The organism is Streptomyces sp. NPDC058257, from assembly GCF_042881845.1.
GTDB lineage: Bacteria > Actinomycetota > Actinomycetes > Streptomycetales > Streptomycetaceae > Streptomyces.
Genome location: NZ_JBHVXJ010000008.1, coordinates 159,510 through 181,688, shown reverse-complemented (window position 1 = coordinate 181,688; position 22,179 = coordinate 159,510). Strand labels below are relative to the sequence as shown.

General features: G+C 70.0%; 15 protein-coding genes. 1 reads left to right on the top strand and 14 read right to left on the bottom strand.

Annotation, left to right across the window (positions count from 1 at the left end; genetic code table 11):
• The first annotated feature begins 185 nt into the window (after window positions 1-185).
• A complete protein-coding gene (locus ACFVXC_RS20980) occupies window positions 186-2,276 on the top strand; it encodes a hypothetical protein (protein ID WP_389907196.1) in 2,091 nt (696 codons plus the stop codon).
• A gap of 131 nt (window positions 2,277-2,407) precedes the next feature.
• Here ACFVXC_RS20980 and obgE read toward each other — a convergent pair whose 3' ends face one another.
• The 14 genes from obgE to mreC form a co-directional block, all read right to left on the bottom strand.
• Window positions 2,408-3,847: a GTPase ObgE gene (obgE, locus tag ACFVXC_RS20975; RefSeq protein ID WP_389907194.1), complete on the bottom strand. Its 1,440-nt coding sequence runs from the start codon at window positions 3,845-3,847 to the stop codon at window positions 2,408-2,410.
• Window positions 3,848-3,966: 119 nt separating this feature from the next.
• Window positions 3,967-4,221: a 50S ribosomal protein L27 gene (gene rpmA / locus ACFVXC_RS20970; protein WP_389907192.1), complete on the bottom strand. Its 255-nt coding sequence runs from the start codon at window positions 4,219-4,221 to the stop codon at window positions 3,967-3,969.
• Window positions 4,222-4,232: 11 nt separating this feature from the next.
• Complete coding sequence (gene rplU / locus ACFVXC_RS20965) at window positions 4,233-4,553, bottom strand: 50S ribosomal protein L21 (protein ID WP_160505004.1); 321 nt, start codon at window positions 4,551-4,553, stop codon at window positions 4,233-4,235.
• A 163-nt stretch (window positions 4,554-4,716) separates the two neighbouring features.
• On the bottom strand, window positions 4,717-6,069 hold the full coding sequence (locus tag ACFVXC_RS20960) for a phospholipase D-like domain-containing protein (protein ID WP_389907190.1): 1,353 nt from the start codon (window positions 6,067-6,069) through the stop codon (window positions 4,717-4,719).
• 189 nt (window positions 6,070-6,258) lie between these two features.
• Window positions 6,259-10,143 (bottom strand): Rne/Rng family ribonuclease, encoded by a 3,885-nt coding sequence (locus ACFVXC_RS20955; protein ID WP_389907188.1) that lies wholly within the window; start codon window positions 10,141-10,143, stop codon window positions 6,259-6,261.
• 245 nt (window positions 10,144-10,388) lie between these two features.
• Window positions 10,389-11,192 carry a TIGR03936 family radical SAM-associated protein gene (locus ACFVXC_RS20950; RefSeq protein WP_389907186.1) on the bottom strand — a complete coding sequence of 268 codons (804 nt, stop codon included), beginning with the start codon at window positions 11,190-11,192 and terminating at the stop codon, window positions 10,389-10,391.
• A 46-nt stretch (window positions 11,193-11,238) separates the two neighbouring features.
• Entirely contained in the window at window positions 11,239-12,660 is a 1,422-nt protein-coding gene (locus tag ACFVXC_RS20945) for a hypothetical protein (protein WP_389907184.1), read from the bottom strand.
• A gap of 36 nt (window positions 12,661-12,696) precedes the next feature.
• On the bottom strand, window positions 12,697-13,266 hold the full coding sequence (locus ACFVXC_RS20940) for a GNAT family N-acetyltransferase (protein ID WP_389907182.1): 570 nt from the start codon (window positions 13,264-13,266) through the stop codon (window positions 12,697-12,699).
• Window positions 13,267-15,189: a TIGR03960 family B12-binding radical SAM protein gene (locus ACFVXC_RS20935; RefSeq protein ID WP_389907180.1), complete on the bottom strand. Its 1,923-nt coding sequence runs from the start codon at window positions 15,187-15,189 to the stop codon at window positions 13,267-13,269.
• A gap of 64 nt (window positions 15,190-15,253) precedes the next feature.
• Complete coding sequence (locus ACFVXC_RS20930; protein ID WP_389907178.1) at window positions 15,254-16,864, bottom strand: CHAD domain-containing protein; 1,611 nt, start codon at window positions 16,862-16,864, stop codon at window positions 15,254-15,256.
• Window positions 16,865-16,913: 49 nt separating this feature from the next.
• Window positions 16,914-18,116, bottom strand: coding sequence for a rod shape-determining protein RodA (gene rodA / locus ACFVXC_RS20925; RefSeq protein ID WP_389907176.1), 1,203 nt, complete (start codon window positions 18,114-18,116; stop codon window positions 16,914-16,916).
• Window positions 18,116-20,290 (bottom strand): penicillin-binding protein 2, encoded by a 2,175-nt coding sequence (mrdA, locus tag ACFVXC_RS20920; protein WP_389907174.1) that lies wholly within the window; start codon window positions 20,288-20,290, stop codon window positions 18,116-18,118. The genes rodA and mrdA overlap by 1 nt, the downstream gene beginning before the upstream one ends.
• 153 nt (window positions 20,291-20,443) lie before the next feature.
• Entirely contained in the window at window positions 20,444-21,115 is a 672-nt protein-coding gene (mreD, locus tag ACFVXC_RS20915) for a rod shape-determining protein MreD (RefSeq protein ID WP_389907172.1), read from the bottom strand.
• Between the two features lie 16 nt (window positions 21,116-21,131).
• Window positions 21,132-22,082, bottom strand: coding sequence for a rod shape-determining protein MreC (mreC, locus tag ACFVXC_RS20910; protein WP_389907170.1), 951 nt, complete (start codon window positions 22,080-22,082; stop codon window positions 21,132-21,134).
• Window positions 22,083-22,179 lie beyond the last annotated feature (97 nt).

Sequence of the window (22,179 nt, the reverse complement as noted above, 5' to 3'; positions counted from 1 at the left end):
GGGGCGGACCTACGACCCCCCTGATGCGGGAACCGGCCCAATGGTTCAGTACCTTTGCCCCTTTATCCGGTGATTGTCGTCACGGAAGATTGCTACCGGGCCACCGCACGTCATACGGTCAGTGGTCGACTTCCCCGCTTTCCCCCGACTCCCCCCATCCGATCCCCCGCCAGGAGCCCAAGCCCGTGCCCTCTGCCGGACTCGCACCCCGCCGCATCGTGCAGCTCACCGCGCTGTTCGCGATGTTCGCGCTCTTCACGGCCCAGCTCGTCAGCGCGCTGGTCCCGTACGTACCGGTGTTCATCGCCGCGTCGGCGGCGAACCTCGCGCTCGACGTCTATCTGCAGTACAAGCAGCCGGGGCTCCTCTCCCTCCTTGGCAAGATCCGCTTCGATGTCACCGTCAGGCAGCTCCTGCGCGACATGCTGATCATGGTCGGCCTGCTGCGCATCGACGGCATCGAGCCGCTGGCCGAGCAGTCGCCGCTGACCATCTCGGTGCTGGCCTTCTACTTCCTGCACTTCGGCTGCCAGGCCACCGCCATACTGGTCCGCCGCACCCGCCAGCTGCCGATCGTCACGCGCAACATCGACGCGTCCGACCTGCACCTGACCGCGGCCCCGCCGCGGATCCTCTCCCGCCGCCAGGCCCACCGCCTCCTGACCTTCGCGATCCCCGCCACGGCAGGACTGCTGGCCACCGCGGGCACCACGGACGCGTACTGGGGCGGCATCGGCCTCGGGATCTCCATCGCCCTGATGGGCGCCGGCGCGATCTACCTCGCCACGTGGCTGCTCCCCAAGAAGCGCGCGAAGAACGACCAGAAGGTCATGGAGTGGCTGGACAACTGGCTGGCCGACTACCAGCCGTCCGTCGCCATGTACTTCTCGGGAGGCGCCACATCCGCGTACCAGGCGAACATGTGGCTCTCCACGCTCTCTCAGCTCGACGGCAAGCCGCTGATCGTGCTGCGTGAGCGGTTCATGGTGCAGAAGATCGACGCGACGGACGTCCCGATCATCTGCTTCCCGAAGGTCGCGACGATGTTCTCCCTGGAGACGTCGACGCTGAAGATGATGCTGCACCCGGCCAATGCCGCGAAGACCTCGCAGGTCCTTCGGATCCCCACGATCAAGCACGCCTTCATCAACCACGGCGAGAGCGACAAGCTGTCCTCCTGCAACCCGTACGCGAAGGCGTACGACGAGGTGTGGGTGGCGGGACCCGCCGCCCGCGACCGCTACCAGGCCGCGGACGTCGGTGTCGACGACAAGGACGTGGTCGAGGTCGGCCGCCCCCAGCTGTCCCCGATCCTGCGGTCGACGGGCACCCCCACAGGGCCGTTCACGACCGTCCTGTACGCCCCCACCTGGGAGGGCTGGGACGGCAACCCCGGCAATACGTCGGTGACCCTCGCGGGCGAGAACATCGTCAGGCACCTCCTGGCCGACCCCGGCGTACGGCTCGTCTACAAGCCGCACCCGATGACCGGCTCGCAGGACCCGCGGGCCGGCGCCGCCAACGAGCGCATCAAGGCGATGATCCGCGAGGCCGCCGCCAAGCGTTCGGGCGAGCGTCCGGGACCGGAGGCCGTCGCCGAACTGGCGCGCCGCACCGCCGACCTGGACCAGCTCACCTCGACCGCGTTCCGCAAGAGCGTGGACGAGATGGAGCGGATGATGCTCCAGGGCACGCCCGACGGCGATCAGCAGACCGCCATCACCAAGGCGACGGCGGCGTGGGAGGCGGCCTACTGGGCGTCGCTCCCCGAGTGGGAGCACCAGATCATCACCGCCGCGCGCCCGGCGATCTTCTCCTGCTTCAACCAGGCGGACCTGCTGATCAGCGATGTCTCCTCGGTCGTCTCCGACTGGCTGACGAGTGAGAAGCCCTACGCCGTCGCCAACACGTCCGGCATGACCGAGACGGACTTCCGCGCGGGCTTCCCGACGGTGAGCGCGGCGGCGATCCTCTCCCCGACCGCCGAGAGCGTCCCGGCCCTCCTGGAGGCCGTCCGCTCCCCGGAGAAGGACACCCACGCCGAGGCCCGTGCGGCCCTCAAGGAGCACCTCCTCGGCCCCTCGGACCCGCCGTCCCTGGTCCGCTTCAACGAGGCGGCCCTCGCGCTCTCGGCCAAGGCGGACGAGCGCCGCGTCCGCATGGCCACCCGCATCGACGCGGAGATCCCCGCTCAGCGGGCCGCGGAGGACGCGGCGGAGGAAATGGAGTCCGACCCGACCGAGCAGAACGGGGCGGAGGACGCGGTCACCGCGTAGAGAGCCCCGTAAGGGGCACGCACCCGCACGGTGAACGAACAAGAGCACGGTGAACGAACAAGAGAAGGGCCCCCGGAGCAGAAGCTCCGGGGGCCCTTCTCACTGTCCAGGGCGCCCCCGCCAGAACCCGCTCAGAACGGCTCGAAGTCGTCGTACGCCTTCTCCGCATCGTCCCGCTCGGTGTCACGGTCCCGGCGGCGCTGGGCCGCGGGGCGGGGCTCCTCCAGGCGGTGGTCCTCGCCGCGGCGGCCGAGCATCTCCGCACCGGCCATCACCGTCGGCTCCCAGTCGAAGACGACCGCGTTCTCCTCGGGGCCGATGGCGACGCCGTCGCCGGTGCGCGCGCCCGCCTTCATCAGCGCTTCCTCGACGCCGAGGCGGTTCAGCCGGTCCGCGAGGTAGCCGACGGCCTCGTCGTTGTTGAAGTCGGTCTGGCGCACCCAGCGCTCCGGCTTCTCGCCGCGCACGCGGTAGATGCCGTCGTCGCCGAGCTTGACCGTGAAGCCCGCGTCGTCCACGGCCTTGGGCCGGATGACGATACGGGTCGCCTCCTCCTTCGGCTTCGCGGCACGCGCCGCGCCCACGACCTCGGCGAGCGCGAAGGAGAGCTCCTTGAGCCCCTTGTGCGCCACGGCCGACACCTCGAAGACGCGGTAGCCGCGCGCCTCCAGGTCGGGCCGGACGAGGTCCGCGAGGTCCTGGCCGTCCGGTACGTCGATCTTGTTGAGGACGACGACACGCGGGCGGTTCTCCAGGCCCGCGCCGTACTGCCGCAGCTCCTCCTCGATGATGTCGAGGTCGGACACGGGGTCACGGTCGGATTCGAGGGTGGCCGTGTCCAGGACGTGCACCAGGACGCTGCACCGCTCGACGTGCCGCAGGAACTCCAGGCCGAGGCCCTTGCCCTGGCTGGCACCCGGGATCAGACCCGGTACGTCGGCGATCGTGTAGACGGTCGAACCGGCCGTCACCACACCCAGGTTGGGGACGAGCGTCGTGAAGGGGTAGTCCGCGATCTTCGGCTTGGCGGCGCTCAGGACCGAGATCAGCGAGGACTTGCCCGCGCTGGGGTAGCCCACGAGCGCGACGTCCGCGACCGTCTTGAGTTCGAGGACGACGTCGCCCTCCTGCCCCGGCTCACCGAGGAGGGCGAAGCCGGGCGCCTTGCGGCGGGCCGAGGCGAGTGCCGCGTTGCCGAGGCCGCCGCGGCCGCCCTGCGAGGCGACGAAGGTCGTGCCCTGGCCGACCAGGTCGGCCAGGACGTTGCCGTCCTTGTCGAGGATGACGGTGCCGTCCGGCACGGGCAGGACCAGGTCCTGGCCGTCCTTGCCGGAGCGGTTGTCACCGGCTCCGGGGGCGCCGTTGGTCGCCTTGCGGTGCGGGGAGTGGTGGTAGTCGAGCAGGGTCGTGACCGACTGGTCGACGACCAGGATCACGTCACCGCCACGGCCGCCGTTGCCACCGTCAGGGCCGCCGAGCGGCTTGAACTTCTCACGGTGGACGGAGGCACAGCCGTGGCCCCCGCTACCCGCGGCGACGTGCAGCTCGACGCGGTCCACGAAGGTGGTCATGGGATGTGCCTCCAGAAACGAGCGGAATGTCTATCTAGTAACACGCGAAGGGCGGACCCGCTTCCCGACAGGGAAGTGAGGTCCGCCCTCGCGAAGAACCTGTTCTACGGAAGCCTGATTCAGGCGACCGGAACGATGTTCACGACCTTACGGCCACGGTGGGTGCCGAACTCGACCGCACCGGCGGCCAGCGCGAACAGCGTGTCGTCCTTGCCACGGCCGACGCCCGAGCCGGGGTGGAAGTGGGTGCCACGCTGGCGGACCAGGATCTCACCGGCGTTGACGGCCTGACCGCCGAAGCGCTTCACGCCGAGCCGCTGAGCATTGGAATCGCGCCCGTTCCGAGTGGACGATGCGCCCTTCTTGTGTGCCATGTCTCAGTCCCTTACTTCGCAGCCGTGGGGATACCGGTGACCTTGATCGCCGTGTACTGCTGGCGGTGACCCTGGCGACGGCGGTAGCCGGTCTTGTTCTTGTAACGAAGGATGTCGATCTTGGCACCCTTGTGGTGGTCCACGACCTCGGCCGTGACCTTGATACCGGCAAGCACCCACGGGTCGCTCGTCACGGCATCGCCGTCGACAACGAGCAGCGTAGAGAGCTCTACGGTGTCGCCAACCTTGGCGGTGGGAAGCTTGTCAACCTCAACGATGTCGTCGACAGCAACCTTGTGCTGACGACCACCGCTGCGCACGATGGCGTACACGGATCTCTCTTTCGCTCGGAACGGGACCCCCGAAGTCCAGCCGTCCGCATGACGCGGTCGGCCTCTCCCGGACGCCAGGCGCCGGAAGGAAATCAGGTTTACAGGGGTAGGGCGTACCTACTGACACGCCGACGGTCAAGATTACGGGGCTCGGCCGGAAGGGTCAAACCGGCTTCTCACCGTCCGGCGGCAGCGGCTTGACGCCCTTGCACAAGTCGGTCTTATCGGCCGTTCCGGGCCAGGCCACGGCCCGTACGTGGTCGAAGTGGGCGCGGTACGCGTCGTGCACGGAGTCGTCGTCGACCTTCACGATCGCCTCGTCGTTCTCGCGCAGGGCGGGCGCCGTGTAGTTCTGCGAGCCGGTGAAGGAGATCTTGTTCTGCTTGCCGTCGTACTTGCCGTCGATGAGCAGGTACTTCGAGTGGATGATGAAGGGCGTCACCAGCTTGGTGCCGGGGTGCAGCGGGTCACGGTCGTCGTTGAAACAGCGGATCGTGGGCCCGCCCGACTTGTGCAGTGCCTCCCAGGTGCCGGGGGTGCCGCCCTGGCTCTTGGCGCTGTCGGTCTCGGCGTAGACGATGCTCACCGTGCAGCCCGCCTTCTTGAGCGAGACGAGCTTGTCGGCGATCTGCTCCCGGGTGATCTTGAAGATCGAGGCGCGGATGTTGGTGTGCCGGGCGACGCCGGCCGCGTCCTTGTAGTTGCACTGCACGTTGTTCAGGACCGAGTACATCGTGTCGGTCTCGTTGACCGTGCCGGAGCGCGGGAAGAAGTACGCCTTGTAGAGGCCGTCGCTGACCGTGCGGTAGTCCCAGTTCCGCCAGTCCTTGCCGATCATGTCCGTGAAGTAGTCGGCGTACGCCTCGTACATCGTCGGGTTGTTCGGGAGCTGAAGCGCGTCGTTGAAGAACCGCGTGTGCGCGGACGGCGTCGAGTTCGACGTGGTCTGTACGACGACGTCCCTGGCGCCCTCGACCTGCGAGAACAGCCAGAACTTGTTGTGCATGATCGACTTGCCGTACCGGGGATCGCCCAGGCAGGACTTGGCCGCCGGGCAGAGCCGCACGAAGGACGACTTGTTCTTGTCCGTGCCGAGATTCGCCGCGAGCGTGCTGTACGAGGTGTTCGTGGGGCGGTCGCTCCTGCTGGTCTCGTCGAGCAGCATCTGTACGTGCACACCGCGGTTCTTGGCCGCCACGAGCGCGTCGACGACCGAGGCCTCCCACACGTGGTAGACCGCGACCTTGATGGTCGATCCCGGCACCGCGGCGTTCGTCAGGTCGATCAGACGGGTCCGGATCGCGTACTGCTGCTCGGGGGTGCCCAGCGGATCGTTGAAGATCGGCGCCTCGGCCAGTGGCGGCGCCTGATCATCCGCGGCCGCCGTCCCCACGGCGCTCACCGTCTGGATTCCCGCGGCCGACAGGACCGTCGCAAGCGCGACGGCCTGGCGTCCGCCCTTGACCTGCTTCACGGCACGGTGACGTCCCGTGCCTCTCAGACGACCGTGCGCCATCGTCCATCCCCTCCCCTTACGCGAACGGAACGTCTCCCCAGACGCCACGCCCGCGTGCTCTCTCATCAACCGCATGAGTTTTACAGGTACTTCACTCTGTTCCAAGTTCCCACAACGAGATGCCCCCGGCACGGCAAGATCACCATGCCGGGGGCACCCGGACATACATACGGACTACGAAGGAGGGGGTCAGCCCTCGTCGGCCGCGGAGGACTTGACGCCGGCCGGCGCCTGCTCCGCCGCGGCGGTCTTCTTCGTCGTCTTCGACGCCTTCTTGGCCGTCGTCTTCTTGGCGGCCGTCTTCTTCGCGGCGGTCGCGGTCTTCTTGGCGGCCGTCTTCTTCGCGGGCGCCTTCTTGGCGGCGGTCTTACGCGCCGTCTTCTTGGCCGGAGCGGCTTCCTCGGCGGTGTCCGCCTCGGGCTTCTCCGGAACCTCCGTGACCTTCTCGGCCGACGGGACGACCAGGACGGCAGCCTCATCGGACGACGTGGTCGGCGCGGTGGCCTTGCGGACCGCACGGCGGCGCGGACGGGCCGGGGCGGCGTCGGCGGGAGCCTCGGCCACCGGCTCGGCGGCGACCGGCTCCGCGACGGGCTCCGCCTTGGGCGCCTCGGTGACGATCACCTCGGCGGCCTCCGGCTCGGCACTCTGCGCGCTCTTCGGCGAACCTGCGGGCGACGTCGCCTTGCGGGTCGCACGACGGCGCGTACGTCCCTTGGGAGCGGCATCGTCCACGGGCGCCTCAGGAGCGGCCTCGACGACGGCGGCAGGCTGCGCAGCAGCCTCCTCCCGCGCCGGTGCGACCGGAGCCTCGACGACCGGGTCCTCGGCGGCCGGAGCCTCGGCCGTGGCGGCCTGCCGGGACTTGGACCGCTTCTTCTCCGACTTCGGGGCGCTCTCCGCGGGCCCGGTCTCCGCCTTCGGGGTGCCGGCCGGAGCCGAGGCCCGACGGGTAGCCCTGCGGCGCGAACGGCCACCGCGGGACGCGGCCGCCTCGGCCTCGGACGCGCTGCTGTAGAGCTCCTCGTCCGGCACGAACTCCGGCTCGGGAAGCGCCACCGGAGCAGCGGCCTCAGCGGCGACCTCGGCCTCGGTCTCGACCTCGTCGGCGCTGTCGTGGGTCTCGTGCTCGTGCGTGTGCTCCTGGCCCTGCTCGGAGCCGCCGCGCCCGCGCTTCTTGCGCTTGCCGCCGCCACCGGCGGCGGTCGGCTGCTCCATGTGCACGATCACGCCGCGGCCGTTGCAGTGGACGCAGGTCTCGGAGAAGGACTCCAGGAGACCCTGACCGACCCGCTTACGGGTCATCTGCACGAGACCGAGCGAGGTGACCTCGGCGACCTGGTGCTTCGTACGGTCGCGGCCCAGGCATTCGAGCAGGCGGCGCAGGACCAGGTCCCGGTTGGACTCGAGCACCATGTCGATGAAGTCGATGACGACGATGCCACCGAGGTCACGCAGGCGCAGCTGGCGCACGATCTCCTCGGCCGCTTCGAGGTTGTTCCTCGTCACGGTCTCTTCGAGGTTGCCGCCCTGACCGGTGAACTTGCCGGTGTTGACGTCGACGACGATCATCGCCTCGGTCTTGTCGATCACCAGCGAACCGCCGCTCGGCAGCCAGACCTTGCGGTCCAGGGCCTTCATGAGCTGCTCGTCGATGCGGTACGTCGCGAAGACGTCGACCTCGGAGGTCCAGCGCTGGAGGCGGTCGGCCAGGTCGGGGGCGACGTGGGAGACGTATCCGTGGATGGTCTCCCAGGCCTCCTCACCACTGACGATGACCTTGGAGAAGTCCTCGTTGAAGATGTCGCGGACGACACGGACGGTCATGTCCGGCTCGCCGTACAGAAGGGTCGGCGCGGCGCCGCCGTTCTTCGCCTTCTTCTGGATCTCTTCCCACTGCTGCTGCAGACGCTCGACGTCACGGCGCAGCTCGTCCTCGCTCGCGCCCTCGGCGGCGGTGCGCACGATGACGCCCGCGTCCTCGGGGACGATCTTCTTGAGGATGGTCTTCAGGCGCGCGCGCTCGGTGTCGGGCAGCTTGCGGCTGATGCCGGTCATCGAGCCTTCGGGCACGTAGACCAGGTAGCGGCCGGGCAGCGAGACCTGGCTGGTGAGGCGGGCGCCCTTGTGGCCGATCGGGTCCTTCGTGACCTGCACGAGGACCGACTGGCCCGACTTGAGGGCCGACTCGATGCGACGGGGGCCGTTGGCCATCCCGAGCGCCTCGAAGTTGACCTCACCGGCGTAGAGCACGGCGTTGCGGCCCTTGCCGATGTCGATGAAGGCGGCCTCCATCGACGGCAGGACGTTCTGCACCTTGCCGAGGTAGACGTTGCCGACGTACGAGGTGGCCTGCTCCTTGTTGACGTAGTGCTCGACGAGCACGTTGTCCTCAAGGACGCCGATCTGGGTGCGCTCGCCGTTCTGGCGGACGACCATCACGCGCTCGACGGCCTCGCGGCGCGCCAGGAACTCGGCCTCAGTGATGATCGGCACACGACGGCGGCCCTGCTCGCGGCCTTCGCGGCGGCGCTGCTTCTTGGCCTCGAGGCGGGTCGAGCCCTTGATGGACGTGACCTCGTCGGCCCCGGTGCCCAGCTCGCGCTCTTCCTTCTTGCGCGGCTCACGGACCTTGACGACCGTACGCTCCGGGTCACTGTCGCCCGCGTCCCCGTCACCGGAGTCACCGGCGCGGCGACGGCGGCGACGACGGCGACGGCTGCTGCTCGAACCGGAGCCCGAGCCGTTGTCGTCGGCGTCGTCGTCGGCCTGCTCGGCCGCGTCCTTGGCGTCGTCGGTCTCGTTGGCGTCCTCAGCGGCGTCCGCGTCGGAGTCGGCGTCCGCGTCCTGCTGGTCGCCGGAGTCGTCGGCGGACTCACCGCGGCGACGGCGACGGCCGCCGCGACGGCGGCGGCGGCCGTGGCGCTCACCGGAGTCGTCGGACTCTTCGTTGTCGTTGTTGTCGTTGTTGTCGCTGTCCTCGGCGGTGTCCTCGGCCTCTTCGGGCTCGGGGGCCTCGGCCTCGACGGCCTTCGCGGCGGGCTTGGCCGGCTCACGCTCGGCGGCGGGCTGCTCATCGGCGGCACGACGGCGGTTGCGGCGCCGGCGCCCTCCGGTCTCCTCCTCCACCACCGGTGCGGCGGCGACGGGCTCGGCCTCGACCTCTTCGGCGGGCTCGTCGGCCGCTTCGGCGGCGGCAGCGGCAGCGGCGCTTTCGGGGGTCTGGAACATCGGCGCGGCGAACACCGGCGCCTGGAAGACGGCGACGGCGGGGCGCGGCTTCCTTCCGGAACCCTCCTCGGTGTCACCGGCACGCGCCTTGCGGGCCCGCGTCGGGGCGGGCGCCGAGAACCCGGCGGCGGCCTTGCGGGTGGCACGGCGGGGACGGCGGCCACTGGGCGCGTCCTCTTCGGCGGGTTCCGCTTCGGGGGCCTGCTTGCCTGCGGCGGGCGCGGCGTCGGCCTTCGGCTCGGCGGCCGGGGCCTGCTGGGCCTGCTCGGTCCGCGTCTCCGCGGCGGGCGCGGACGAACCGCGGGTCGCGCGGCGGCGGGCACGGCGCGGGGCGGCGTCGCCGGACTCCGGCTGTGCCTCGGGCGCGGCGGGCTCCTCGGCGGCGGGCTCGGCTGCCACGGGCGTCTCCGCGGCGGCCTCGGCGCCCTGCGGCGCACCGGCGGGCGCGGAGGCGCGGCGGGTGGCACGGCGGCGGCGCGGGGCGGGAGTGGTCTCTTCAGGCTCGGCCTCGGCCACGGCGGGCTCGGCGACCGGCGCTTCGGCGGCCGTCTCAGCGCCCTGCGGCGCACCGGCGGGAGCCGAGGAGCGGCGGGTGGCGCGACGGCGTGCACGCGGGGCAGGAGCGGCTTCCTCGGCCGGTTCCGGCTCCGGAGCGGCGGCCTTGACTGGCTCTTCGGCTACGGGGGCGGCCGGTATGGCCGGAGCAGTGCCCTCGGTGCCCTCGGTGGCACCCACGGGCGGCCCGGCGGGCCGCGACGCCGCACGGCGCCTGCGGCGCGGCGGAAGGGTGTCGCTGGGTGTGTTGTTGTCCGAGCCCTCAGTGGGTTCGTTCGGCTCAAGCATGCGGGCGGTTCTCCCGTCACGCTCCCGGGCGCCGCGCCTGGTCCGGTGATGTCCGCGGCTCTCGCTCACCTACGCGGGGCCGCCATCCGGGGGCGTGGGCGCCGCACGGGAGCTCTATGTGTCTGTCTCACCGGTTCCGTACGCCCAAATGCGGACGGCCTGGCGAAAGTCTCGGTCAGTGCGCTGCCCGACCCAGGTGGCTCCCGAGTACAAGGGCGGCGCTTCTGTTCTGCCGACGGGTCTCCCTACACGGGACCTTCCGTCACCGGCACCTTCGCGGCGGCTGCGGCGACCCCTTGGTTCTCAAGTGGGGCCGTGGCTGCCTCGCGGTCGGGCGCGAGCGGGTCGGTCACCGTGCCGGTCTCGTCGTCAAGAAGCCCCTGCGCCAGCCTGGTCACCGCTGCGGCGACCGGCGGCGCCAGGTCAGCAACAGCTCTGAGACCGGACAAGACGTCGTCGGGTCGTACGGCAGGTGTCACGTGCCGAACAACCAGCCGCAGTATCGCACAGGGCTGGTCGGTCGGCCTATCGGCGTCGTGGCTGAGTGCCTCGTCAGAGGCGATTGCCTCAAGGCTCACGACGGCCGCACGGGCATCGAACGTCCGCATACCGTTCTTCGCGCGGCGCTGGACCTCGACGCTCTCCGCGGCCCGGAAGGCTCCGGCGGCACGCTCCGCGTCCGCGGGCTCCACGCCGTTCAGGCGCAGCTCCCACACGGATCCGGTGAGCCGGTCGGCGAGCCCCGACGTACGGGACTCGACGGCGTCCACGATGTCGAGGCCGGTCGGCATCGACTCGTCGAGCAGCTCGCGCAGCTTGTCGGGGTCACGCGCCTCGGTGAGCGCGATCTCCAGGTACTCGGCCTCACTGCCCGTGCCGGTGGGTGCGGCATTGGCGTACGACACCTTCGGGTGCGGCGTGAACCCCGCCGAGTACGCCATGGGCACCTCGGCGCGGCGCAGCGCCCGCTCGAAGGCGCGCTGGAAGTCACGGTGGCTGGTGAACCGGAGGCGGCCGCGCTTGGTGTAGCGCAGTCGGATGCGCTGCACCGCGGGAGCGGGCGGCGGGCCTTCGGGCTGTCGCTTGCCCAGTGTTCTAGTCCTTCGTGAGTGCGGTCGTACTGCTACCTAGAGTACGTGTCCCGGGCGTGTCCGGTTCCCGCCGGGCCACGGGCACCGGCGCGGGCTCCGCCGGAACCGCCCCCGCAGGGGCCTGTCCCTTCGGCGCACCGAACAGCATGCGCCGTACGTCGGCACGGGCGTCCCGCACGCTCTGGCGGGCGGCGGTGAGCGCCTGCCGGGTGGCGCGGCGCGCGTCCTTCACCGCCCGGGCGGCAGGGCGCCAGACCGCGTCGCGCAGGGCGTGTCCGACGGGAGCGAGGACCGAGCGGTACACCCAGCGCACCGGGTCCACGAAGAGCCACCGCAGGAGGCGGCCCAGGAAGCGCCCCACCGCGAGCGAGATGTACCCGGCGATCCGCCAGGCGTGTCCGAGCGCGTCGACGATCTCGCGTGCGACGACGGCGATGCCCCGCCCGACGGGTGCGAGCACCCAGCGCCACACAGCGACGGCGGGCACCACGAAGATCCAGCGGCCCAGGGCGCCGAGCACCGTCCCGATCCCCCCGAGCAACCAGCTGGCCCCGGCCCCGATCCCCCATGCCGTCCACGCGATGCCCGCCCCGATTCCCTTGGCGAGCCAGGCGATCGCGTGCCCGACCGGCGTGAGGACGGACGCGTACAGCCACCCGGCGGGGATCACTACGAGCACCCGCCCCAGCCACGCGAGCCCCTTGCCGACGGGGACGACCACATACCGCCACAGCCCCACCCACGGCCACACGAAGACCGCCTTGAGCAGCCACACCAGACCGACGCCGATGCCGCGTCCGGCCACCGCGGCCACCGCCGCGCCGCCCCGTACCAGCCAGACGACCGCGTGCCCGACCGGCGTCAGCACGGACGCGTACAACCAGACGGCCGGGACGACCACGAGCACCCGCCCCAGCCACCCGACGCCGTGCCCAACTCCCCTGCACAGCCAGATGATCGCGTGCCCGACCGGCGTCAGCACGGACGCGTACAACCAGACGGCGGGCACCACGACGAGCACCCGCCCCAGCCACCCGAGCCCCTTGCCGACGGGGACGACCACATACCGCCACAGCCCCACCCACGGCCACACGAACACCGCCTTGAGCAGCCACACCGACCCGATGCCGATGCCGCGCGCGACCGGTGTGAAGACGTACTCGTTCAGCCAGTCCAGGGGCGTCACGATCAGCGTCCGGCCGAGCCAGGCGAACGCGCGCCCCACCGGCCGCAGCGCCCTGAAGTACAGAAAGCGGCCGCACACGGCGAGCGCGTCCCACAGCAGGCGTACGGGCACGACGAGCACGAGCACCACGATCCGCACCGGGATGCGGATCGCGACGGCGAGACACCCCTCGGCCTGCGGTCGAGGGGTGTCGAGCGGCTGCTGCGGCTCGTGCGGCGAGGGCCGCTTCTCCAGATCCATGCTGTCCTAGACGCTTCGGTGGATGCCGCTGGTTCGTCAGACGGCGGTCGGGACCCAGTAACGCAGCTTTCCGCCGCGTTCGTCATCGAACGCGCCACCCGCGGCCTCGATCACCTTGCGCGAACCGGTGTTGTCGGTGTCGCAGGTGACCAGGACCGATGCGAGGCCCAGCTCGCGGGCGTACGGCAGGCTGTCGATGAGTATCGCCGTGGCGTGGCCGCGGCGGCGGGCCGTGGGGCGTACGTCGTAGCCGATGTGGCCGCCGTACTCGCGCAGAAAGCGCGTGTTGACGTTGTGCCGGATGGCCAGACGGCCGAAGTAGTCGGCGCCGTCCGCGTACCAGAGGGTCGTCACGGGGACGGAGAACGGCTCTGCGGGGTGCACGGCGGCGCGGACCTCGGCCACATAGCGCTCGAAGACCACCGGGTCGTGCCACTTGTCGCCGTAGTCGCGCAGGGTACGGCCGAGCGTCGTGTCGTCGTCATCGCCGCCGCGCCCCTCGGCACGGAACTCCTCCATCGCGGCGATGAAGGAGAGATGCACGAGGCCCGAGGGCGGGGCGAGTTGAGGAACACCCGCCCCGCCCACGGGCCCCGGCCGCTCCACCTACTTCACCACCGACAGCGGAAGGAGCTTCTTGCCGGTCGGGCCGATCTGGATCTCGGTCTGCATCTGCGGGCACACGCCGCAGTCGAAGCACGGGGTCCAGCGGCAGTCCTCGACCTCGGTCTCGTCGAGCGAGTCCTGCCAGTCGTCCCAGAGCCAGTCCTTGTCGAGACCGGAGTCGAGGTGGTCCCAGGGCAGGACCTCCTCGTACGTGCGCTCACGCGTGGTGTACCAGTCGACGTCCACACCGAAGTCGGGCAGCGTCTTCTCGGCGCAGGCCATCCAGCGGTCGTAGCTGAAGTGCTCGCGCCAGCCGTCGAAACGGCCGCCGTCCTCGTACACGGCGCGGATGACGGAGCCGATGCGGCGATCCCCGCGCGAGAGCAGGCCTTCGACGATGCCGGGCTTGCCATCGTGGTAGCGGAAGCCGATCGAGCGGCCGTACTTCTTGTCGGCGCGGATCTTGTCGCGCAGCTTCGTGAGACGGGAGTCCGTCTCCTGCGCCGACAGCTGCGGGGCCCACTGGAAGGGCGTGTGCGGCTTGGGCACGAAGCCGCCGATGGAGACCGTGCAGCGGATGTCGTTGCCCGCGACCTCGCGGCCCTTGGCGATGACGTTCGCCGCCATGTCCGCGATCTGCAGGACGTCCTCGTCGGTCTCGGTGGGCAGACCGACCATGAAGTACAACTTGACCTGGCGCCAGCCGTTGCCGTACGCGGTCGCGACGGTACGGATCAGGTCCTCTTCGGAGACCATCTTGTTGATGACCTTCCGCATCCGCTCGCTGCCGCCCTCGGGAGCGAACGTCAGACCCGACCGACGGCCGTTCCTCGTCAGCTCGTTCGCGAGGTCGATGTTGAAGGCGTCGACGCGGGTCGAGGGCAGGGAGAGGCCGATCTTGTCTTCCTCGTACCGGTCCGCGAGGCCCTTGGCGACGTCCGCGATCTCGCTGTGGTCCGCGGAGGACAGGGAGAGCAGGCCGACCTCTTCGAAGCCGGTCGCCTTCAGGCCCTTCTCCACCATGTCGCCGATGCCGGTGATGCTTCGCTCCCGCACGGGGCGCGTGATCATGCCGGCCTGGCAGAAGCGGCAACCGCGGGTGCAGCCGCGGAAGATCTCCACGGACATGCGCTCGTGGACGGTCTCCGCGAGCGGCACGAGGGGCTGCTTGGGGTAGGGCCACTCGTCCAGGTCCATGACGGTGTGCTTGGACACGCGCCACGGGACACCGGACTTGTTCGGTACGACACGGCCGATGCGCCCGTCCGGGAGGTACTCGACGTCGTAGAACCCGGGGACGTAGACGCTGCCGGTCCTCGCGAGGCGGAACAGAACTTCCTCGCGGCCACCGGGGCGGCCCTCGGACTTCCACTCGCGGATGATCGCGGTCATGTCGAGCACGGCCTGCTCGCCGTCGCCGATGACCGCGCAGTCGATGAACTGCGCGACCGGCTCGGGGTTGAAGGCGGCGTGGCCTCCGGCGAGGACGATCGGGTCGTCGACCGTGCGGTCCTTGGACTCAAGGGGGATGCCCGCGAGGTCCAGGGCCGTGAGCATGTTCGTGTAGCCGAGCTCGGTGGAGAAGCTGAGCCCGAACACGTCGAAGGCGCCGACGGGGCGGTGGCTGTCCACGGTGAACTGCGGGACCTTGTGCTCCCGCATCAGCTCTTCGAGGTCGGGCCAGACGCTGTACGTGCGCTCGGCGAGGACGCCCTCGCGCTCGTTCAGTACCTCGTAGAGGATCATGACGCCCTGGTTGGGCAGCCCGACCTCGTACGCGTCGGGGTACATGAGCGCCCAGCGGACGTCACAGCTGTCCCACGGCTTGACGGTGGAGTTGAGCTCACCGCCGACGTACTGGATGGGCTTCTGGACGTGCGGGAGAAGCGCTTCCAGGCGAGGGAAGACGGACTCGACAGGCATCACAGCGTCTTTCGGCAGGGTTCTCATGATCTGACAGGGGTGACCATCCAGCGTACCCCGGCGGTCAGCTGCTCAACGCCGCCCTCAGTTTGGGCCGGGACGCCCGGTGCCACACCCCCGGCAGCTCGTTCTCGCGCTCGGCGGCCGTGGCCTCCTCCTGGCCGTACAGGAGTCCCCAGGTGAAGGCGGTCTCGTCCGCCGCATGGGCCTGGATCGCCAGGTGCCGCAGCGTTTCACGGGCGACGACGCTGTCCTGGTGGTCGCCGAGGACCTTCTGGACGGCCTTCATGCGTTTCGCGAACCGCTTGGCGGGCTTGCCGAGCGCGGGCCTGGCCGCCTCGCCCGCGTACCGGGCACGCTTGGCGGCCTTGCGGGCGCCGTGCATCGCCACGTCCCGCTCCTCCCCCGGCTCCAGCGCGAGCGCGTGCTCGATGCGGGCCTCCAGGCGGGCGTAGTCCTTCCGTACGGCCTTGGGGAGAGCCTTGTCCGGGGACGCCGCGGCGGCCTTGCGCAGCGGGGGGTCGGCGAGCACGGCGTCGACGGAGTTCAGGAGCCGCACGTACCGCTCTCCTTCGAGGGCGGCGACGGTCCTGCTCCGGGCGTCGTCGGCGCCGGCGACACCCCAGATCTGCAGGCGGGCCCGCACCGGCCCCAGGAGCAGGGTCCCCGGCACGGCGTCGATGCGGTGCGTGAGCCGCTCGGCGAGGACCTCCTGGTCGCGGTCGACCCCGAGCTCGCCCGCGAGCCACTTCAGCTCGTCGCCGATCGGGTCGGTGACGGTGCGGTCGAGGATCTTCCCGTACGAGCGGAACGCGCTGCGCATCCGCCGTGTGGCGACGCGCATCTGGTGCACGGAGTCCGGCACGTCGCGGCGGACGTCGGGGTCGAGGGCGACGAGGGCGTCGCGCTGGGTGCGGACGTAGGCCAGGACATGGTCGGCGGCGGTGACGGGGGCACGTTGCACGGCGGGGTCCTTCAGATGGATGACGACGTACTGCTCATCCGCCTTCCCCCTCTTGGCCTTGGCAGGCTTCGGCCCGCCCTGCGCGGACCGCTGCCGGGTCTCGCCCAGAGCCGTCGCCGCCTGTGCCTTGGCCAGTTTCGACGCGGACGCCGACCGCTCGACGCCCAGTTTCCTCAGCTTCTTCTCGATCCGGTCGAGCAGCGCGGGATCCGCGTCGTCCGCGAGCTCCACCTCGATCTCGGCCCACTCGGCGGTGCCGCCGCCCTCCGTGAGCCGCTCGGCCCGCACCCGGTCGATGCTCAGCTCGGCAAGGAGCGCACCCTTGGCGTCGACGAGGTGACGCAGGTCCCGCGCGGTCAACAGGCGCATGACGGGCACGAGTCCGGCATCGCGCACCCGGGAGCGCACGAGCCCGGACAGCTCGGGCGGCACCGACTCCGAGAGCGGGGCCCGGATCTCGTCCCGCACGCCCTGCGCGAGGGACACCGGCAGCTTGAGGTGCCATCCCTCGTCGTCGCCGCCGGTGCGGCGGCGCAGCGTGATCGAGTCGGAGAGCAGGAGTTGGTCGGTCGTGTCGTGGTAGACGGCGTCCAGTTCGACGACGCCTTTGTCGACGACGTCGGCCACCCCGGCGACCCCGGAAAGGTCGGGCAGCGCCGTGTCCGCCCCGACGTCGTACTTCCGCTCGATCTCGCGCTTCGTCTCCGCCATGAACCGAATCTAGACGCGATCGCAGGCCGAGGGCAGCCCTGCAACCGGCCTACGCCGACATCGGCCGCTGCACCTTGATCGACTGGAGCAGGCCCACGGCCACCCAGACCGCGAACATCGATGATCCTCCGTAGGAGACAAAGGGCAGTGGCAGACCCGCCACCGGCATGATGCCGAGCGTCATGCCGATGTTCTCGAAGGCCTGGAAGGCGAACCAGGCGATGATCCCGGCGGCGACGATCGTGCCGTACAGCTCGGTCGTCTCGCGCGCGATGCGGCAGGCCCGCCAGAGCAGGATGCCGAGCAGGACGAGGATGAGGCCCGCGCCCGCGAAGCCGAGCTCCTCGCCCGCGACGGTGAAGACGAAGTCCGTCTGCTGCTCGGGCACGAACTGCCCCGTGGTCTGCGAACCCTTGAAGAGGCCGGTGCCCGACAGGCCGCCGGAGCCGATCGCGATGCGCGCCTGGTTGGTGTTGTAGCCGACGCCCGCCGGATCGAGCGCGGGGTTGGCGAAGGCCGCGAAGCGAGCGATCTGGTAGTCGTCGAGGATGCCGAGCTGCCAGATGGCGATCGCGCCGGCCGCGCCCGTGCCGAGGAGTCCGAAGACCCAGCGGTTGGAGGCGCCCGACGCGAGAAGCACGCCGAGCACGATCATCGCCATCACCATGACCGACCCGAGGTCGGGCATGAGGAGCACGATCATTATCGGTACGGCGGCCAGGCCGAGGGCCTGCAGGACCGTGCGGTGGTCGGGGTGGTCCCGGTCGCCCGCGTCCACCCGCGCCGCGAGCAGCATCGCCATGCCCAGGATGATCGTGATCTTCACGAACTCGGAGGGCTGCAACGAGAAGCCGCCGCCGATCACGATCCACGCGTGCGCGCCGTTGATCGTCGCGCCGAGCGGGGTGAGGACGAGCAGGACGAGGAAGACGGAGATGCCGTAGAGGATCGGCACGGCCGTCCGCAGCGTCCGGTGGCCGAGCCAGATCGTGCCCGCCATCAGGGCGATGCCGATGCCGGTGTTCAGGACGTGCTTGAACAGGAAGGCGTACGGGTCGTCGCCGACCAGCTCGGTGCGGTTGCGCGTCGCCGAGAAGACGAGCGCGGAGCCGATCGCGGAGAGCGCGATCGCGGAGAGCAGTATCGGCCAGTCGAGCCTGCGCACCAGAGAGTCGCGGGCGAGCACGCGGGACGTCATCGACGAGCGCTCGGGCCCGTAGCCGGAGACGGAGAAGCCATTGTTTCCGGCCACTAGTCGCGCCTCCCGTTCGCGGGCGCGCCCGCCAGTTCCTGCTGCTCCCGCGGCGGCTTGGGGGCCTCCGGCTTGTACGGCTTGAGCTTCGGGGAATCGATCGAACCGTCGGTCTCGATCTTCGGCAGGTTCTTCTGCGGCTGGGGCAGCAGGGCCTTCTTGAGGTTCTGCTTGCCGCTGTCGTCCAGGCCGTAGATGCCGTCGTAGATCTTGCGGACGGCGGGGCCCGACGCACCGGAACCCGTACCACCCTGGGCGATCGTCATCACGATCGAGTAGTCCTTGGTGTACGTCGCGAACCACGAGGTGGTCTGCTTGCCGTAGACCTCCGCCGTACCCGTCTTGGCGTGCATCGGGATCTTGTCCTGTGGCCAGCCGCCGAACCGCCAGGCGGCCGTTCCCTTGGTGGCGACGTCGGCGAGGGCACCGTCTATGTCGTTGCGGGTCTTCTGCGTCATGGGCAGCTTGCCGTGCGACTTCGGCTTGATCTCCTGGGTCTGCTTGCCGTCGGCGCTGATGATCGCCTTGCCGACCGTGGGGTCGTGCAGGGTGCCGCCGTTGGCGATCGCGGAGTAGATCGTCGCCATCTGTATCGGCGTGACGAGGGTGTCGCCCTGTCCGATGGAGTAGTTGACGGAGTCACCGGCGCGCATCTTCATGCCTTCGAGGCAGTTCTCGTACGCGATCTGCTGGGCGTAGTCGCCGCCCTTCTTGCCCTGCTTGCACCAGCCGTCCTTGTTGGCCTTCCAGAAGTCCTTCTTCCACTGGCGGTCCGGGACGCGTCCTGTGACCTCGTTCGGCAGGTCGATGCCGGTCTCCTTGCCGAGACCGAACTGGTGGGCCGTCTTGTAGAACCAGTCCTTGGGGTTCTTCTTCGGCTTGTTGCCGCCGTCCTTGTTCCACTGGTCGTGCGAGAGCTTGTAGAAGACGGTGTCGCAGGAGACTTCGAGCGCCTGGCCGAGGGAGATGCTGCCGTGGCCCTGGGACTCGAAGTTCTTGAACGTCTGGCCGCCGATGGAGTACGAGCTGGGGCAGGGGTAGCTTCCGTTGAAGTCGTAGCCCGCGTTGACCGCCGCCGCCGTCGGGATGACCTTGAAGATCGAGCCGGGGGCCGCCTGGCCCTGGATGGCGCGGTTCAGGAGCGGGTAGTTGGACTTCTTGCCGGTGAGCTGCGCGTAGTCCTTGCCGGAGATGCCGCCGACCCAGGCGTTCGGGTCGTAGGTCGGGTTGGACGCCATGGAGACGATGCGTCCGGTCTTGTTCTCCATGACGACTACGGCGCCCGCGTCGGCCTTGTAGTTCTCGTTGGTGTTCTTGTCGAACTCCTGGCGGGCCTTCTTCATCGCGTCGTTCAGCCAGTACTCGGAGAGCGCCTGCACGCGCGCGTCGATGCTGGTGACGACGTTCGCGCCGGGCTCGGCCGGGTCGTCCTTGGCCTTGCCGATGACGCGGCCGAGGTTGTCGACCTCGTAGCGGGTGACGCCCGCCTTGCCGCGCAGCTGGGCGTCGTACGTCCGCTCAAGACCGGAGCGGCCGACCTGGTCGGAGCGGAGGAACGGCGAGTCGGTGTTCTCGGCCTTCTTGATCTCGTCGTCGGTGACGGGCGAGAGGTAGCCGAGCACCTGGGCGGTGTTGGACTTGCCGGGCGCGGCATAGCGGCGTACGGCGGTGGGCTCCGCGGTGATGCCGGGGAAGTCCTCGGCGCGCTCCCGGATCTGGAGGGCCTGCTTGGGCGAGGCCTCGTCCGTGATCGGGATCGGCTGGTAGGGCGAGCCGTTCCAGCAGGGCTGCGGGGTCTTGGCGTCGCAGAGGCGGACCTTGTCGCCGACTTCCTTGGCACTCATGCCGAGGACGTCCGCGAGCTTGGCGAGGGCCGACTTGCCGTCGTCCTTCATCTTCATCAGCTCGGTGCGGGACGCGGAGACGACGAGCCGGGTCTCGTTGTCGGCGATCGGCACACCGCGGGCGTCGAGGATCGAGCCGCGTACGGCGGGGTCGACGACCTGCTGGACGTGGTTGCCGGAGGCTTCCTCGGCGTACTCCTCGCCGTTGCGGATCTGGAGGTACCAGAGCCGGCCGCCGAGGGTGAGGAGGAGGGAGAGCACCAGGATCTGGATGACGATGAGGCGGATCTGGACCCTTGGGGTCCGTCCGGTCTCGGGGATGTTGGTCATGGGCGCGGCCCATTCGTTGAAAGGGTGGTGGCGGGGGACGGGTGGGCGTTGGTCACTGCTGTTCCTCCCCCTCTCAGTGTGTGTACGAGTAGTACGTGTACACGACCGACCTGTGTGCGCGGCCGGTCGGGTACGGGGCCAACTGCGCTGCGGTCACAGGCGCTTGACCCCCTTGATGCGCCCGGCGCGCGCGACGCGGGCCTTGGCCGCCTTCATCCGCAGGCCGCCGCGCTGGTTGCCGATGCGCAGGCCGGTGCCCGAGGAGAGCCAGCCGTCGGAGACGTCCGCGGCCTTGCTGGTGGGGGAGGTCTCCCCCAGCGGGTCGTTCTCGGCTCTCCGGGCGAGCGCGATGATCAGCGGCACGGTGAACGGCGCGAGCAGCAGGTCGTACAGGGCGGCGGTGAAGAGGAGTCCGCCCAGGCCCACGTGGCGGGCGGCGGTGTCCCCGACGAGGGCGCCCACGCCCGCGTACAGCAGGGTCGATCCGATGGCGGCGCCGACGACCACGACGAGCGGCCCGGTGGCCGACCTGAGCCGACCGGTCTCCGGCTTGGCCAGGCCCGCGAGGTAGCCGATGACGCAGAGCACCAGGGCGTACCGCCCGGCCGCGTGGTCGGCGGGCGGGGCCAGGTCGGCGAGCAGTCCGGCGCCGAAGCCGATGAGGGCGCCGCCCACATGGCCGTAGACCAGGGCGAGGCCGAGCACCGTGAGCAGCACCAGGTCCGGGACCGCGCCCGGCAGCTGGAGCCTGGCCAGGACGCTGACCTGGATGACCAGGGCGACGACGATCAGGGTGGCGGAGAGCAGGATTCGGTTGAAGCGCATGGGTCCGGGACTCCTACTACTCGTTGCCGTTGTCGACGCCGTTGGCCGGGGGCTGTCCTGACGGGGTGGCCGTCACGGTCACCGTCGGGGTCGGCTTCGGCTTGGCGGGCTTCTTCGGCAGGACCGTGTCGCGCGGGTCCTCGCGGGGCGCTTCGACGACGACACCGACGATGTCCAGCTTGGTGAAGCCGACGTACGGCTTGATGTAGATGTTGCGCGTCAGGTCACCGCCCGACGGGTCGACCCGGACGACCTGGCCGACCGGCACACCGGGCACGAACGGCTTGTCGGCCTGCGAGCCGAAGGTGACCAGACGGTCGCCCTTCTTGACCTTGGCCTTGCCGTTGAGCATCTGTACCGAGAGCGGGCGGTCGCCCTGTCCGGTGGCGAAGCCGAGCTCGTCGGTCTTCTCCATGCGGGTGCCGACGGTGAAGTCGGGGTCGTTGGCGAGCAGGACGGTCGCGGTGCTCGGGCCGACCGTGGTGACGCGGCCGACCAGGCCGTCGCCGTTCAGGACGGTCATGTCGCGCTTGAGTCCGTCGTTCGCGCCCGCGTCGATGGTCACGGTCCAGGAGAAGCCCTGGGCCGCTCCTATGCCGATGACTTCGGCGCCCTTGATGCCGTACTGCCCCGCGCCGGCGCTCTTGAGCATGCTGTCGAGCTGTCTGACCCGGCTGCGGTTGCGGTCGTCGCTGCCGAGCTTCGCCTTCAACGCGGCGTTCTGCCGCGTGAGTTCGGCGATCCGGTCATGCCGGTCGCCGGAGTCCCGTACCGCGCCGATGGCGTTGCCGATCGGGTCGACCGCGGACGACACTCCGTCCTCGACCGGGCCGAAGACCGTGGCGGCGGCCTGGCGGGCACCGTCGACCGGCGAGTCCTCGCCACCGCGGATGTCCACCGTGATCAAAGCGAACGCGATGGCGATCAGCAGCACCAGGAGCAGCCGGCTCTCTCGTGTGTCCCTCACGTGCGGCGGCCGTGCCTTCCTCAGTTGGAAATCTCTGGAATTCTGAGCAACTGTGCGTGCCCTCTAAAGGCCTCTATATCAACGATCCGCCGCACGA